The 15,684-nt window shown below is 63.6% G+C and carries 16 protein-coding genes; 12 read left to right on the top strand and 4 right to left on the bottom strand.

The window, feature by feature from the left end; translation table 11 throughout:
- Nucleotides 1-64 precede the first annotated feature (64 nt).
- Together DM374_RS28850 and DM374_RS28845 are read right to left on the bottom strand one after the other, a co-directional pair.
- Complete coding sequence (locus DM374_RS28850) at nt 65-730, bottom strand: response regulator transcription factor (RefSeq protein WP_110972964.1); 666 nt, start codon at nt 728-730, stop codon at nt 65-67.
- A gap of 48 nt (nt 731-778) precedes the next feature.
- Nucleotides 779-1,327 (bottom strand): PQQ-dependent catabolism-associated CXXCW motif protein, encoded by a 549-nt coding sequence (locus DM374_RS28845; protein ID WP_110972963.1) that lies wholly within the window; start codon nt 1,325-1,327, stop codon nt 779-781.
- A 158-nt stretch (nt 1,328-1,485) separates the two neighbouring features.
- Between DM374_RS28845 and DM374_RS28840 the strand changes: the two genes are divergently transcribed.
- Nucleotides 1,486-2,142: a response regulator gene (locus tag DM374_RS28840; RefSeq protein ID WP_110972962.1), complete on the top strand. Its 657-nt coding sequence runs from the start codon at nt 1,486-1,488 to the stop codon at nt 2,140-2,142.
- Between the two features lie 58 nt (nt 2,143-2,200).
- Here the strand turns inward: DM374_RS28840 and DM374_RS28835 are convergent, their stop codons facing one another.
- Both DM374_RS28835 and exaA read right to left on the bottom strand, forming a co-directional pair.
- Nucleotides 2,201-2,860 carry a pentapeptide repeat-containing protein gene (locus tag DM374_RS28835; protein ID WP_110972961.1) on the bottom strand — a complete coding sequence of 220 codons (660 nt, stop codon included), beginning with the start codon at nt 2,858-2,860 and terminating at the stop codon, nt 2,201-2,203.
- A 195-nt stretch (nt 2,861-3,055) separates the two neighbouring features.
- Nucleotides 3,056-4,843: a quinoprotein ethanol dehydrogenase gene (gene exaA, locus DM374_RS28830; protein WP_225422618.1), complete on the bottom strand. Its 1,788-nt coding sequence runs from the start codon at nt 4,841-4,843 to the stop codon at nt 3,056-3,058.
- Between the two features lie 351 nt (nt 4,844-5,194).
- Here exaA and pedF point away from each other — a divergent pair, with 351 nt between their 5' ends.
- The 11 genes from pedF to DM374_RS33550 all read left to right on the top strand — a co-directional run bounded on the left by pedF (nt 5,195) and on the right by DM374_RS33550 (nt 15,610).
- Nucleotides 5,195-5,632 carry a cytochrome c-550 PedF gene (gene pedF / locus DM374_RS28825; protein ID WP_095153540.1) on the top strand — a complete coding sequence of 146 codons (438 nt, stop codon included), beginning with the start codon at nt 5,195-5,197 and terminating at the stop codon, nt 5,630-5,632.
- Nucleotides 5,633-5,636: 4 nt separating this feature from the next.
- Nucleotides 5,637-6,392, top strand: coding sequence for a quinoprotein dehydrogenase-associated SoxYZ-like carrier (locus DM374_RS28820; RefSeq protein WP_110972959.1), 756 nt, complete (start codon nt 5,637-5,639; stop codon nt 6,390-6,392).
- An 8-nt stretch (nt 6,393-6,400) separates the two neighbouring features.
- Nucleotides 6,401-7,327, top strand: coding sequence for a quinoprotein relay system zinc metallohydrolase 1 (locus tag DM374_RS28815; RefSeq protein ID WP_110972958.1), 927 nt, complete (start codon nt 6,401-6,403; stop codon nt 7,325-7,327).
- 186 nt (nt 7,328-7,513) lie between these two features.
- A complete protein-coding gene (locus DM374_RS28810) occupies nt 7,514-8,299 on the top strand; it encodes an SDR family oxidoreductase (RefSeq protein ID WP_110972957.1) in 786 nt (261 codons plus the stop codon).
- Nucleotides 8,300-8,309: 10 nt separating this feature from the next.
- Nucleotides 8,310-8,774, top strand: a complete 465-nt coding sequence (locus tag DM374_RS28805; protein WP_110972956.1) for a MaoC family dehydratase — start codon at nt 8,310-8,312, stop codon at nt 8,772-8,774.
- A gap of 11 nt (nt 8,775-8,785) precedes the next feature.
- Entirely contained in the window at nt 8,786-9,994 is a 1,209-nt protein-coding gene (locus DM374_RS28800) for an acetyl-CoA C-acyltransferase (RefSeq protein ID WP_177431624.1), read from the top strand.
- Between the two features lie 223 nt (nt 9,995-10,217).
- Entirely contained in the window at nt 10,218-11,192 is a 975-nt protein-coding gene (locus tag DM374_RS28795; protein WP_110972955.1) for a WD40/YVTN/BNR-like repeat-containing protein, read from the top strand.
- 115 nt (nt 11,193-11,307) lie between these two features.
- On the top strand, nt 11,308-12,516 hold the full coding sequence (locus tag DM374_RS28790) for a helix-turn-helix transcriptional regulator (protein ID WP_110972954.1): 1,209 nt from the start codon (nt 11,308-11,310) through the stop codon (nt 12,514-12,516).
- A gap of 248 nt (nt 12,517-12,764) precedes the next feature.
- Nucleotides 12,765-14,153: a DUF1329 domain-containing protein gene (locus tag DM374_RS28785; RefSeq protein WP_110972953.1), complete on the top strand. Its 1,389-nt coding sequence runs from the start codon at nt 12,765-12,767 to the stop codon at nt 14,151-14,153.
- A gap of 176 nt (nt 14,154-14,329) precedes the next feature.
- Nucleotides 14,330-15,370, top strand: coding sequence for a Rieske 2Fe-2S domain-containing protein (locus tag DM374_RS28780; protein WP_110972952.1), 1,041 nt, complete (start codon nt 14,330-14,332; stop codon nt 15,368-15,370).
- A gap of 66 nt (nt 15,371-15,436) precedes the next feature.
- Entirely contained in the window at nt 15,437-15,610 is a 174-nt protein-coding gene (locus DM374_RS33550; RefSeq protein ID WP_177431623.1) for a hypothetical protein, read from the top strand.
- The last annotated feature ends 74 nt before the right edge of the window (nt 15,611-15,684 follow it).

Genomic DNA, 15,684 nt, shown 5'->3' with positions numbered 1-15,684 from the left:
TGCCACATCGAATGGATAAGCTCCCAACACCCAAGTCCAACCCCCCGTATTCCTTGAAGAACCGCTAACGTCGCAGGTACGCCGTGAAGTCAATATCACCGGCACTGAGGATCGCCTGCACCCGGTTATGCACATTGAGCTTGCGCAGGATCGCCGAGACGTGGGCCTTCACCGTGGTTTCGGCGATATCGAGGTTGTAGGCGATCTGCTTGTTCGACTCGCCCTTGGTCATGCGTTCCAGCACCAACAGTTGCTTGCGGGTCAGCGCTTGCAGCAGTTCCGGGGCAAAGCCCTGAGTTTCGTTCTGGCTGCGGCGGCTGCCGCTCTTCTGGGTGCGGATGATGTCCGGTGGCAGGTAGACGTTGCCGTTGAGGATCTGCTCGATGGCATCGGTCATCTGCGAGCGCGGCGACGACTTGGTGATGAAGCCCACCGCGCCGTAGGTGATGGCTTGCAGCACCACTTGCTTGTCCTGTTCGGCGGAAACGATCACCACCGGGATGGTCGGCGCTTCGTTGCGCAGGTTTATCAGCCCGCCCAGGCCGTGCATGCCGGGCATGTTCAGGTCGAGCAGGATGAGGTCGAGGTCGTCGTGCTCGCCCGTCAGCGCCAGGGCGCTGTCGAGGTCGGCGGTTTCCATGACTTCACTGCCGGGGAACCCGTCACTGATGACGTTGTGGATGGCTTCGCGAAACAGTGGATGGTCGTCGGCGATCAGAATCTTGTACATGGCTTTGCACCTTATTGTTTTTGGCGTTGACCGCAAGGAAGTCGTCGTTCAGGGAAAGACCTCGGGCGTGGCGGCAACCACGGGCAGGCCCGCGGCTTCCCAGGCATCCAGGCCGTCACGGTACCAGTACAGGCGTGTGTAGCCCAGCGCCGTGGCGCGCTTGACCGCGTTCCAGCTCAGCCAGCAATCGGAGCGGCAATAGAACACGATCGGCCGCTGCCGGTCGCCGTTGCTGAGGCGTTGCAGGTGACGGCTGAAGTACTGCGACCACTGCGCGTCCAGCTCGCCGTCGCCGGTGTTGGCCAGCCAGTGGCTGCCGGGCAGGTTGGCGTGGGCTTCGCTGTCGATGAACTGGCCGTGCAGCCACTGGCGTTTGTAGACGTCGATCAGCAACGGCTGCGGCTGGGCCGCGAGCAGCGCCTGGACGCCGGGCGTGTCGAGGGTTTGCGCGCCTTCGGCGCTGGCCGGGGTCGGGCTGCGGTAGAGGGTGGCGCGGTAGCCGTCGGCGGAAAACAACGGGGTGTCAGCCAGGGCAGTGCTGGCGAGCAGGCCTGAAAACGTCAGGCAGGCGAGGGCGGACAGGACGCGGGGCAGCATAGTCGGCAGTCTCATTTTTGTTATGCCGGTATTACAGGTCAGTAGCGCAGCTTTGTGAATGCGACCATCGACAGCAAAAGCGCTACCAAAGTAGTAGCTGGACGGGCCGGGCAGGGCTCTAGCATGGGGTTTGGCGAACAACAACGAGAACGACGCCGATGGACATTCTGCTGGTTGACGATCACCCCATGCTGCGCCTGGGCCTCAGTGCCGTGCTCGCCGAGGAACTGCCGGTGCGCGAAGCCGGCTCCGGCGAAGAGGCCTTGCAACGGGTTCATGAACAGGTGCCGGGGTTGGTGCTGATGGATTTTGACCTGCCCGGCATCAGCGGCCTGGAAACCACCCGCCGCTTACGTCAGCGCCTGCCGCAACTGCGCGTGCTGTTTTTCAGTGAACATACCGAACTGGGTCTGGTGCGCCAGGCGCTGGACGCTGGCGCCTGCGGTTTTCTGTCCAAGTCGGTGACGCCGGCCACGCTGCTCGAAGCGGTGCGGCGGGTGTTGTCCGGCCACGCCTATATCGAACAGGCTCTGGCCACGCAACTGGCGACCCAACCGCCGCGGGCGCAGGACAAGGATGCGCGGTTGAATGGCCTGACCCAGCGGGAAACGGAAATCTTCCTGATGCTCGCCAAGGGCACCTCGATGCGCATGATCGCTGAACACCTGTGCCTGAGCGGCAAGACCGTTTCCAACTACCTAACCCTGGTCAAAAGCAAGTTGCAGGTGAGTTCCCATGCGGAACTGGTGCATCTGGCGATCCAGACCGGGCTGCTTCGCGAAGTCGCGAGCTTCAAGCTGCAAGCTGCAAGTTAGGAGCGTTTCACATAACGCTTCGCTTGCAGCTCGAAACTTGCCGTTTGCAACTGCCGCTTCAGTCCCAGGTCTTGGGGCAGCCCTCGCAGCCTTCCATGTTGGCATCCTGGAAATTCGCGTAATGCTTGCGGGTTCCGCGCAGATCGGCCTTTTCCAGGTTGCTTTCGCCGAACTTGGCCTCTTGCAGATTGGCGTCGGCGAGGATGGCGCCCTTGAGGTCGGCGCGGCTCAGCCAGGTCATTTCCAGGTCGGCGGCCTGCAGGTTGGCGTTGTGCATCTTGGCCCCGGCCAGGCGGGCGAATTCAAGGTAGGCGGCGCTGAGGTTGGCGTCGTTGAACTTGGCGCCCTGGGCGAACATGCCCCAGGCCTGGACGGCCACCAGGCTGGCGCCGGTGAGGTCGGCGATGCGCAGGTTGGTCTGTTGCAGGCTGGCGCGGTTGAGGTTGGCGCCCTGCAACTGGGCTTTTTCCAGGTTGGCCAGGTCGAGCTTGGCGTGACGCAGGTTGGCGTTGCGCAGGTTGGCGCCGGCCAGGTTCATCTTGCTCATGTCCTGGTTGTTCAGGTCAGCGCCTTCGAGGTTGGCGTTGGGGCACTGGCTGCCCGACTGGATCACACAGCCGTTGATGGTCAGCGGCTTGTCGTCGCCGGCGTCGTCATTGGCGATGGCGGCGAAGGCGGGGGAAATGGCAATGGCGAGCAGTAGTGGAAGGTATTTCATGGACATCTCCTGAGGAGGCGTGCCCCATGCCTTCCCTGTAGGAGCGAGCTTGCTCGCGATGGCGTCAGACGCAACAACCGTGGCTGTCTGTCGATAGCCATCGCGAGCAAGCTCGCTCCTACAGAGGTGGCGGGTGGCGAGCCCTGAAGTCGAAAGCGAAAGGGGGGCTGTCAGGCCCCCCTCGTTCAGCTCAGATCAACGCTGTGCGGTCTTGGTATCCCAGGCAGGGATCTTGAATACCCAGAACGAACCGCCTTGTGCCACTGGCTTGGTCAGCTCAGCCATGTCGCCGCCCCACAGTGGAACAGCACCGCCGTAGCCGACGGTCACGCCGATGTACTGCTCGCCGTCTTGTTCCCAGGTGATCGGTGGCGAAACGATGCCGCTACCGGTCTGGAATTTCCACAGCTCTTCACCCGTCTTGGCGTTGAACGCCTTGAAGTAGCCGTCACCGGTACCGGTGAACACCAGGTTGCCTTTGGTCGCCAGCACGCCAGCCCACAGCGGCAGACGCTCTTTGTGTTCCCAGACCATCTTGCCGGTGGTCGGGTCCATGGCGCGCAGCGAGCCTACGTGGTCTTCGTACATCCGTTTGATGCGGAAGCCCATGCCCAGGTACGCGGAGCCTTTCTTGTAGTTGACGGTCTCGGTCCAGTATTCCTCTTTCCACTGGTTGGACGGCACGTAGAACAGGCCGGTGTCCTGGCTGTAGGCCATTGGGTTCCAGTTCTTGCCACCGAGGAACGGCGGCGAGACTTCGACCGACTTACCACGGGTTTCGCCAGGCTCTGGCTTGGGCGGACGCTGGCCTTCGTTCTCGACCGGACGGCCGGTCTTGAGGTCGATATGGCTGGCCCAGGTGATGTTGTCGGCGAACGGGAAGGCGTTCTTCAATTTGCCGTTGGTACGGTCGACCACATAGAAGAAGCCATTACGGTCAGCGTGGGCGGTGGCCTTGTACTGCTTGCCGTCTTTGTCTTTGTAGTCGAACAGCACCAGTTCGTTGTTGCCGGAGAAGTCCCAGGCATCGTTCGGGGTGTGCTGGTAGAACCACTTCACTTCACCGGTGGTTGGGTCAACGCCGACCTGGCCGGAGGTATAGAGGCTGTCGTAGTCGTGCGGGTTGCCGTCTTTCGAGGTCCGTGCCCAGGTGTTCCATGGGCCAGGGTTGCCGGCACCGACGATGATGGTGTTGGTCTCGGCGTCGAAGCTCGCGCTCTGCCAAGGGGCGCCACCGCCGTGGCTCCAGGCCTCGACCTTGCCGGTTTCGGTAGTCGGATCATCCGGCCAGGACGGTGCTTTCACATCGCCGGTCGGGGTGCTGTCTTTACCGTTCATGCGGCCCATGTGGCCTTCGACGAACGGACGCATCCAGACTTCTTCACCGGTGTCCGGATCGCGGGCGAACAGTTGGCCAACCACGCCGAATTCGTCACCGGAGCTGCCGTGGATCAGCAGGACTTTGCCGGTCTTCTGGTCTTTGATCAGGGTCGGCGCACCGGTCATGGTGTAGCCGGCGCTGTGATCGCCGAATTTCTTGTTCCAGATGACCTTGCCGGTGTCCTTGTTCAGCGCGATGACGCGCGAGTCGAGGGTGCCGAAGTAGATCTTGTCGCCGAAGATGGCGGCGCCGCGGTTGACCACGTCACAGCATGGACGGATGTCGTCCGGCAGGCGGTGGTTGTAGGTCCACAGGCGTTTGCCGGTCTTGGCGTCGAGGGCGAAGACCCGCGAGTAGGAACCGGTAACGTAGACCACGCCGTCATGAATGATCGCTTGCGACTCCTGTCCACGCTGCTTCTCGTCGCCGAACGAGTACGACCAGGCCGGGGTCAGCTTGAACACGTTCTTGTCGTTGACCACAGCCAGCGGGCTCCAGCGCTGGGCGTTGGTGCCCATGCCGTATTGCAGCACGTTGTTGGTGGTCTTGTGGTCGTCGGCGATGTCTTCCCAGGTCACAGGCTTGGCCTGGGCAGGCGCCATGGCCAGGGTGCTCACCAGCAGCACGGCCTGGACGGCCACGGACAGGGGAGAGAGTGCGGCGGGTAACGATCTTATTGTCATGTTGGTGTTTCCCAATGGAGGTTTTGGCCTGCATAGACTGGAACGCCAGCGCCCTTCGAGAAACGGAAAAACTCCCGCCCTTGCCGGGAAAACTTCCCGGTCCGGACATGATTTGGCACTGCCTCACAAGCGCTACTACCAAAGGACTGGGTCGCGACCACCAAAGCAGCATGGGGGCTGTACGGCGCGCTTCCTAAGATGGCCGGCAGAACCTTTCGCCAGAGAGGTTTTCGCGTGCAACCGTGCAACCAAGTAGTCGAGGGCAAAACAATGACAACAGTTAAGAACGCCTGGATGAGCGCCATCTTCATGGCTGGTCTGATGAGCGCAGGGGCGGTCATGGCCCACGGCAACGTGACGCCGACGGCGGTCAATACCGGGAACCTGGAGAAGCTGGGTGAAGAATGGCGTACGGAAAACCCGTACCGCACGGGCAAGAACCACGATGAAGCCTTGAGCATCGGTGCGTCGGCCTATAACCAGAACTGTGCGGCCTGCCATGGCCTGGAAGCCAAGTCCGGCGGTATCGCACCTGACCTGCGCATGCTGGACGAAGGTGCGGTCGGTGATGAATGGTTCGTCGAGCGCGTGCGTCACGGTTCGGTCCGCGACGGTCGCGTGTACATGCCGAAAATGGCGGACTACCTGAGCCAGGAAGCGCTCTGGGCGATCCGCACTTACCTCGACAGCGTGCACGTCGAGGAGTGATGCCATGAGCCGGGTGCCGTTCCTGCTGATGGCGCTGCTCGTCGGCGCCCCGGCATACGCCCTGGATCCGGGCCCCGACCCGGTGCCCTCGGTGATGTGGGAGTTTTACCGAAAACAATGGATTGGCGATGAGCCTTACCGCTTCGACGAGCGGATCAAGGTCATCGCACCGCCGTTCGCCGAGGACGCCCGGCAGGTACCGCTGCAGATCGATGCACGCGGCCTGCCGGGGAAGGTCAAGCGCATGCTGGTGTGGGCCGAGCTCAACCCGATACCTAAAATTGTCGATTTTGCGCCAGGGCCGGAGGTACTGCCTTGGCTGGCGATCCGTGTGCGTATCGAACAGGCCACGGCGTTGCGGGCTGCGGTGCAGACCGAAGATGGCGTCTGGCATGTCGGCTCGACCCTGATCGAAGCCGCCGGTGGTGGTTGTACTGCGCCCAGCGTGGCGCGCAGCCAGCCTGGTTGGGAACAGCGGCTGGGCCAGGTGCTCGGTGGTCGCTACCCGCGCGAAGACTACAGCCGCCTGCGTCTGTCGGTTTCGCACCCCATGGATAACGGCCTGATGGCCGGGATTCCGGAATTCTTCATCGAACACGCCGAACTGTTCGACGCCCAGGGCCAGTCGCTGGCGACCCTGGAACTGTTCCCGGCTGTGAGTGAAAACCCCAGCCTGTCGTTCGACCTGCGCCGTCCGGGCCCGGTACGTCTGAGCCTGCGTGACAACAACGGCAATGCGTTCGACGCCGCTATCGAATGAGGTCGCTGATGCGTGCTTTGTTGTGCCTGTTGAGCCTTGTCAGCCTGCCGAGCCTGGCGGAGCTGGACTACCGACTCGAACCGCGCCAGGTGGCGGCGGATACCTACGTGCTGGAAGGCAGCACCGACAACTTCTCCCGCGACAACGGCGGCAACATCGTCAACACCGGGTTTATCGTCAGTGAGGACGGCGTCGTGGTGATCGACAGCGGCCCCTCGCTGCGCTATGGCCAGGCCCTGCGCCAGGCCATCGGCAAAGTCACCGACAAGCCGGTGGTGCAGGTGTTGATTACCCACCATCACCCCGACCACGCGCTGGGCAACCAGGCGTTCACCGACGTGCCGATCGGCGCCTTGCCGGGCACCCGCGAGCAACTGGAGAAAGAGGGCGACGCCCTCAGCGAGAACATGTACCGCATGGTCGGCGACTGGATGCGCGGCACCCAGGTGCGCCTGCCGGACCAGACGATGCAGCCGGGGGTGAAGACCTTCGGTTCGCATCCGTTGAAGTTGCTGGCGTTCAGTGGGCACAGCGGCGCGGACCTGGCGATTCTCGACGAAAAGACCGGCGTGCTGTTTGCGGGTGACCTGCTGTTCTACCAGCGCGCCCTGACCACACCGCACAGCCCGGGCTTGAACCAGTGGGTCGATGACCTGCAACAGTTGCAGGGTTTGCCGTGGAAAGTGCTGGTGCCGGGGCATGGCCCGGTCAGCCACGACCGTGCGCCGTTCGACCAGATGGTCGATTACCTCGGCTGGCTGGACGACCTGCTGCGCGACAGCGCGGTGCATGGCCTGGACATGAACGAAGTGATCGCGACGCCGATTCCCGAGCGTTTTGCGTCGGTGAAGTTGAGCAAGTACGAGTTGATTCGCAGCGTGACGCATCTGTATCCGCGGTATGAAAAGGCGGTGATGAGTAGAGTGGAGCAGTAATTTTTTTGTGTTCATGAGGGCCTTATCGCTGCGGTTCGGCGCCCCGACAAGCCAGCTCCCACAGGTTTGAACTGTGGGAGCTGGCTTGCCAGCGATGAAGCCCCCATTCCATACCCCGTTTTGACGATGCCCAGCTAATCCCGCCCCCGTATACCTCTCAGGGTTATTTACCTGGAGGTAACCGCTGTGAAACAAGCTCCCCCTTATGTACCCGGCCATCAGTTGCTGGCCGGAAAATCGGTGTTGATCACCGCCGCTGCCGGCGCCGGGATCGGTTACTCGGCGGCCCGGCGCAGCGTCGAAGAAGGCTGCCGGGCGTTGATGATTTCGGACATCCACCCGCGCCGCCTGGAAGAGGCGGTCGAGCGCCTGAAGGCGGAAACCGGCCTGCAGGCGATCTACGGCCAGTTGTGCAACGTCACCGTCGAAGCCGAGGTCCAGGCGCTGGTCGACGCCGCCGAACACCAGCTCGGCGGCGTCGATGTACTGATCAACAACGCCGGCCTCGGCGGCCAGAAAACCGTGGTCGAGATGAGCGACGAAGAATGGTCGCGGGTGCTCGACGTGACCCTCACCGGCACCTTCCGCATGACCCGCGCCATCCTCCCGCACATGCAGCGGCGCGGCGCCGGGGTCATCGTCAATAACGCCTCGGTGCTCGGCTGGCGCGCGCAGAAGGAGCAGGCCCATTACGCCGCAGCCAAGGCCGGGGTCATGGCGCTGACCCGCTGCAGCGCGCTCGAAGCCGCCGAACACGGCGTGCGGATCAACGCGGTGTCGCCGTCCATCGCCCTGCATGACTTCCTCAAGAAAGCCTCCAGCGAAGAACTGCTGGCCAGCCTCGCCGGGCGCGAAGCCTTTGGCCGCGCGGCGGAAGTCTGGGAAGTGGCCAATGTGATGATGTTCCTCGCCAGCGACTACGCCTCATACATGGTCGGCGAAGTGCTGTCCGTCAGTTCGCAACAGGCCTGAGGAGTCCGCCATGAGCCATACCTTCAGCAGTGCCCAGGCGCTGCTCGACGCCGAGGGCCTGGACCTGGGCCGCACCGGGTGGCTGCAGATCGACCAGGCGCGCATCGACCTGTTCGCTGAAGCCACCGGCGATCACCAGTGGATACACGTCGACCCCGAGCGCGCCGCCAGCGGCCCGTTCGGCGTGTGCATCGCCCACGGCTACCTGACCCAGTCGCTGGCCAATCTGTTTCTGCCGCAACTGATGACCCTGGAAAACATGGCCATGGGCGTCAACTACGGTTCCGACCGCGTGCGCTTCCCGGCGCCGGTGCGGGTCGGTGCGCGGGTGCGCGGGCATGGCGTGATCCTGCGCGTCGAGTCGTTGGGCGAGGCGGTGCAGGCGGTGGTCCGCGTCAGCGTCGAAATCGAGGGCGAAAGCCGCCCGGGCTGCGTGGTCGACACCATCAGCCGCTACACCTTCAATCCTGTTTGAGAGAGTCCGTCATGAGCCTGAATGAAGTCGTAATCGTTGCCACGGCGCGTACCGCCCTGGCGAAATCCTTCCGTGGATCCTTCAACGACACTGAGGCCCCGGTGCTGGGCGGCCATGTGGTGCGGGCGGTGGTGGAGCGCGCCGGCATCGAGGCCGACGCGGTGGAAGACGTGATCATGGGCGCGGCGGTGCAGCAGGGTACCCAGGCCTACAACATCGGCCGCTTGTGCGCCTACACCGGCGGTCTGCCGGACAGCGTACCGGGCATGGCCCTGGACCGCATGTGCGCGTCCGGCCTGATGAGCATCGGCGTGGCGGCCAAGGGCATCATGGCCGGGGAAATGAACATCGCCATTGGCGGCGGTGTGGAATCGCTGTCGCTGACCCAGACCAAACACAAGAACACCTACCGCGCCCAATCCCAGGCGGTACTGGAGGTGATGCCGTCCGCCTACATCCCGATGCTGGAAACCGCCGAAATCGTCTCGCGCCGCTACGGCATCAGCCGCGCTGCCCAGGACGACTACAGCCTGCAAAGCCAGCAACGTACCGCCGCAGCGCAGCGGACCGGGCTGTTCGATGAAGAGATCGTGCCGCTGGCCGCCGACCGCCTGCTCTTCGACAAGGACGGCCAGCCGGCTGGCCACGAGCGGGTGATCGTCGGCCGCGACGAGTGCAACCGGCCCGCCACCACCCTGGATGACCTCGCTGCGCTCAAGCCGGTGTGGAAAGACGGCAAATGGGTCGGGCAGGGCGAGTTCATCACCGCCGGCAACGCCTCGCAGTTCTCCGACGGTGCTGCTGCCAGCCTGCTGATGAGCAGCGCCGAGGCCAAGCGTCGCGGGCTGACACCGCTGGGCATCTACCGCGGAATCACCGTGGGCGGCTGCGCGCCGGAAGAAATGGGCATCGGCCCGGTGGTGGCGATTCCCAAACTGCTCAAACGCTTTGGCCTGGGTGTCGCGGACATCGGCCTGTGGGAAATCAATGAAGCGTTTGCCTGCCAGGTCCTGCATTGCCGGGATGCCCTGGAGATTCCGCCGGAGCGCCTGAACGTCAACGGCGGCGCGATTGCCATCGGCCATCCGTTTGGCATGTCCGGGGCACGGATGGTCGGGCATGCCCTGCTGGAAGGGCGGCGGCGTGGGGTGAGGTATGTGGTGATTGCGATGTGCATTGGTGGCGGGATGGGGGCGGCGGGCTTATTCGAGCTCCCCTGACTGCAGTCGCAAGTTGCAAGCTACAAGCGGCAAGAAAAAGTGGTCCTGCATCACCGCCGCATTTGCTTGCAGCTTGCCGCTTAAAGCTTGCAGCTCCCCCGGCTAAGCCATTTGGACGATGCCCCCGCGACCACCCGGTCAGATGATCCTCTGACAAGAAAAAACCAGAGGATCACCCGATGAAGCCTGCACCGTGCCCGCACCTGTCGTCATGGAGTCCGTCATGCGCAATCTGATCGGATACGCCATGAGCGCCATCGTCATCGCCGCCGTCGCGTTGGCTTTCTCTCCACGCCCGCCAGCGCCGCTGGCGGTTTCGCAGATCAACGCCGACCGCGTCCAGGTCAACGCCTTGCTGGCCGACGGCCCGCAACTGCTGGGCGTCGGCGAGCGCGGCACGATCCTCACCAGCAACGACGGCGGTCTGTCGTGGCAGGCCCGCCAGGTCGGCGGCGAGCGTGAAGCAACACTGACCGCAGTCACCGCCCTGGCGCCCGGTCTGCTGATCGCGGTTGGTCATGACGGCTGGATCCTGCGTTCCACCGACGGCGGCCAGCAATGGCAGGAAATGCACTACGACGCCGGACTGGGCGAGCCGCTATTGGGCGTCTGGAGCAGCGACGGTCAGCACGTGGTGGCCTACGGCAGCTACGGCAAGTACCTGGAATCCAGCGACGCCGGCCAGCACTGGAGCGCCCGCGAAATGCCCGGCGACGGCGCGCACTTCAACGGCCTGGATGGCGGTGTCGACGGCCGGCAGATGCTGGTGGGCGAGCAAGGCCTGGTGCTGCGCTCCAGCGACGCCGGCCAGCATTGGCAGAGCCTGACGCCGTTCTACAGTGGCTCGCTGTTCGGCGTGGTGCGGTTGTCTGCCGAGCGCTGGCTGGCTTACGGCATGCGCGGCAACGTATTCCTCAGCAGCGATTTCGGCGAGAGCTGGAAGCCGGTCGATGTCGGCAGCACTCAACCGATCTACGGTCACGCGCTGTTGCCCGACAATCAGGGCCTGGTGCTGGTGGGCGCCGGCAGTCGCTTGATCCGCCTGGATGCCAAGGGCACTCTGCTGGACAGCTCGCAGCGCGTGGGCCTCGGCACCCTGACCTCGGCGCTGGTGCTCAATGCTCGCCACCTGCTGGTGGCTGGCGAGCGCGGCGTGTTCCAGGGCAGTGGCGACAATGCGCTTGCCGCCGTGCAGTAAACCCACCGTGATGACCCGCCTGGCGTTTCCCGTGCGCCAGTGCCGGCGTGCTGCTCCACCACAATAAAAATACTGTTGCGGGCTCCGGGGGGCCGGGCCCGTTGGGGGATTGACCATGCAAACCGTGATGCCCAACGCCCGGGTCCTGGACGCAATGGGGCTGGAGCTGGCCGAGTACGAGCGGCTGATCGGCAACATGTACGACGCGGCAATGGACACCCGTTGCATGACCGAGTCGCTGCAACAGGTCCGCGCCTTGTTCCAGGCCAATTTCGTCACCCTGATCCTGCGGGTGGCGGATGAGCCGTTCCTGTCGCCGATGATGGTCGCCGGCGATATCGAACTGGGCGAGGGCGGCGTCAACCATTACGCCTACTACGCCAAATCGACCCTGTTCGACCGGCTGCCCACCGATCAGGTGTTCACCATCGACGACCTGATGACCGAGGCTGAATGGCTCGGCTCGTCGTTCTACCTGCTGTACTGCGAGCCTTACGGCTGCCACCAGATGCTCGGCGTCGATATCAGCATGCCGGACGGCGGCATCCTGCGCCTGCGGATCAACCGCACCCGCGAGCAAGCCGGTTTCGGCGACACCGAGCGGGCCATGTGCGCGATGCTTATCCCGCACCTGCGCCGGGCCCTGCACATGCATTCGCTGCTGGACCGCAGCGAGTCGCTGGGCAGCCTGTATTGCCAGACCATCAGTCGCCTGGCGGTCGCCACCATCGTGCTCGACGAAAGCGGCAGCGTGCTGCAACTCAACCCGGTGGCGCGGGAAATCCTCGACAGCAATGACGGCCTCAAACTGGTGGGCGGCCGGCTGGAGGCGACCTACCCGAGCGACAACCGCGAACTCAGCCGGCTGGTGCGCAATGCGTTCACCCGTGCCAAACAGGGGGAGGGCAACCGGCAGGGCGCCGAGGCGATGTCGGTGTCACGACCGTCCGGGCAGGTCAACCTGGGGGTGGTGGTTGAGCTGATCCCGTCACAGGAACTACTGGAGGGCAAGGGCAAGCCGACGGTGATGGTCTACGTGCGCGATGCGGTGGGGAAATCCCTGGTCAGCACGGTGGTGACCTCCCAGCTCTATCACCTGACGCCGGCGGAAACCGCACTGGCGCTGGAACTGGCCAACGGCCTGTCGCTGGAAGAAGCGTCGGAGTTGCTCAATATCCGTCGCAATACTGCCCGGGCGCATTTGCGTTCGATCTTCTCCAAGACCGGTGTGCGGCGGCAGACCGAGCTGGTGCGGATCATGCTCAACAGCGTGGTGGCGCTCGGTCAGCCGGGGACGCTGCCGTTGCCGGCTAGCGTGGTGTGAGGGGTTACGGGAGGTAAGTCTGGAGGACCCTTCGCGAGCAAGCTCGCTCCTACAAAACCGCCGGAGCGAGCTTGCTCGCGAAGGTCGGCTCAGTCCCTGTGGGAACTGGCTTGCCAGCGATGAAACCGACACCCAACCCGAACCCTCTCCAGGGAACCAAAATGCGTTAGTCCGCACGGACGATGCTGCCGTCTCCGGCCCCTGCCGATACTGGGCTCCCCGCTATCGGTATCCCAAGGAGAACAACAATGACCGGCAGTAACCTGGCCCCCCGTGGCCTGGCTTCGTGGACTTTTGCGGCCCTGCTTGGCTGCACCGCCATCGCCCCCGCCAGCGCCGCCCCTGAAGACGTGCCTCGCCTGGGCACCGAACTGACGTGCCTGGGCGCCGACAAGCGCGGTAACGCCGATGGCAGCATCCCGCCGTATTCCGGCAAGTGGCTGGGCGTGCCGCCTCAGGTCGACTTCAAGGGTACCGGCAACCACCCGATCGACCCGTACCCGGACGAAAAACCGCTGTTCGTCATCACCGCCGCCAACCTGGCGCAGTACGCCGACCAGTTGTCCGACGGCCAGAAAGCCCTGTTCAAGCTGTACCCGGCCACCTTCAAGATGCCGATCTACCCCAGCCACCGGGATTTCCGCCCCAGCGACACGGTGTGCCAGGCCACCAAGGAAAACGCCGCCATCGCCAAGCTGGTGGACGACGGTGAAGGCGTGGTCGGCAAGACTGGCGGCACGCCGTTCCCGGTACCGCGCAGCGGCCTGGAACTGCTGAAGAACGCCTCGACCTTCACCCTGCGCGCCTGGACCGAGGAATACATCTCCGACAACGCCTACGTGCTCAAGGACGGCAATATCAACTGGGGCCGCGTGCATTCGCGCAACCTGGCGCCGGCGCTGGAACCAGGCCGGATCGGCGAAACCACCGGCAACTCGTCGTTCTACCTCAACGAAACCTTGCTGCCGCAGCGCGACAAGGGCGAGATCAACACCGGCACCGAGTTCTGGAACGACAAGACCGAGCCACGCCAGGCCTGGCGCTATGACCCCGGCACCCGTCGCGTGCGCCAGTCGCCGGGCTACGGTTTCGACATGTCGTTCCCGGGGAGCGGTGGCTCGATCACCGTCGACGAAGTGCGCCTGTTCAACGGCTCCGGCCAGCGTTACGACTGGAAGATCGTTGGCAAGCGCGAGATGTTCATCCCTTACAACGCCTACCGCCTGCACTCGCCGCAACTCAAATACGCCGACCTGCTGACCCCGGGGCATATCAACCCCGATGCCATGCGCTACGAGCGCCACCGGGTGTGGGAACTGGAAGGCACCCTCAAGCCCGGTTATCGCCACCTGTACGGCAAACGCAAGCTGTACATCGACGAAGACACCTGGTTCCCGATGCTCGCCGACAACTACGACAACCGTGGCGAGTTGTGGCGCACCTCGATGGTCAACTACTTCTACGCCTATGAGTCCTTCGGTCAGCAGGCCGGGGTAGGGCTGTACCACGACCTCAACGCCGGCAGCTACCTGGCGTTCAACCTGATCAACGAACAGCGCAATGGCTACCAGTTGAACAAGCCAGGCTTCAGTCCGAAGGATTTCGGACCGGAAGCGGCGCGACGTTTCGGGCAGTGATCGCCTGATTTTCCCGGGTCTCATCGCCGGTTTGCCGGCGATGAGAACGCTGCCAAACCGCCTAGTCCAATTGGAGGATGAAGCCCCTGGCGCATCTGCCCAATCATGGCGGTCATGAATTCACCCATTCAGAAAGGGGGTATTAGCCGACCCCCAGGACCGAGGACAACAACAAAATGACCAAACTCGCTGAAATCTCCCTCGACAATGCCCAGCGCACTCACCGCTATGCGCGTGGCTGGCATTGCCTGGGCAACGCTGCTGACTACCGCGATGGCAAGCTGCACACGCTGAACATCTTTGGCACCCGCCTGGTGGCCTTCGCCACCAGCGAAGGCAGCATCAGCATCCTCGATGCCTATTGCCCGCACATGGGTGCCGACCTGTCCCAGGGCACCATCGAGAACGACCGCGTGGTGTGCCCGTTCCACCACTGGAAATACGACACCGCCGGCAAGTGCGTCGAAATCCCGTACTGCAAGCGCATCCCGCCGAAAGCCAAGACCCGCGCCTGGCTGACCTGCGAAGAAAACAACCTGCTGTTCATCTGGAACAACCCGGAAGGCAAGGCGCCGAGCGAAGGCGTGGTCATCCCGCACCTGGACGTGATGGACAGCCCCGACTGGATCCACGACTGGAACATCGACACCATGCTGATCGAGACCAACCCGCGCGAACTGGTCGACAACCTGGTGGATGCCCAGCACTTCGGCCCGGTGCATGGCACCCCGACCAAATTCTTCTCCAACATCTTCGAAGGCCATATCGGCCACCAGATCTTCCACGGTGACTCCGAGCGCCTGGGCGGCGACCTGATCGCCGAATCGGCCTACTACGGCCCGGCGACCCACTTCACCCACCTCAGCTCGATGTTCGGCGAAGTGCGTATCCACGCCATCCTGCTCAACAGCCACGTGCCGGTTGGCCCGAACAGCTTCGAGCTGCGCTTTGGCTGCATGGTCCAGCGCGTGCCGGGCTGGACCGAAGAGCAGAACCAGGAAGTGGCCAAGGCCTACGTCATGGGCAACCGCGCCTCGTTCTACCAGGACGTGGACATCTGGAAGCACAAGATCCGTATCGACAAACCGGTGCTGGCCGAGACGGATGGCCCGGTCTACCAGTTGCGCGAGTGGTATGAGCAGTTCTTCACCGACGAAGAACAGGTGCCGGCGAGCATGGCCGAGCGTCGCGAGATCGTCACCGTCGACGAGCGTTGAGTGACCCCAGGGCCCGCCGCCACGCCGGCGGGCCTGACCGAACCACAGGTCCGGAGAATGCCGACAATGAAAATAAAAAGCCTTCTTGCCTACAGTGTTCCTCTTTCCATTCTGTTTTTCGTGGTGCTGACGGTGCTGGTGTCGGTGCCGCCAGAGCCACGCAGCGTCAAGGCCTGCCGACAGATGCCGGGTTGCGTCAGTGTGGTGGCGTCGTTTCAGGGGTGGCCGAGTTTGCGGTAGATAGGTTGTTGTTGGGTGTTTGTGTGGCGTGGCAGCGAATTGGTCAGCATGGACAACGATGTTGTTGGGTCTGA

Source organism: Pseudomonas huaxiensis, assembly GCF_003231275.1.
Taxonomy (GTDB): Bacteria; Pseudomonadota; Gammaproteobacteria; order Pseudomonadales; family Pseudomonadaceae; genus Aquipseudomonas; species Aquipseudomonas huaxiensis.
Note: the sequence above shows the minus strand (reverse complement) of the source record. Positions and strands in the feature narration are given on the sequence as shown.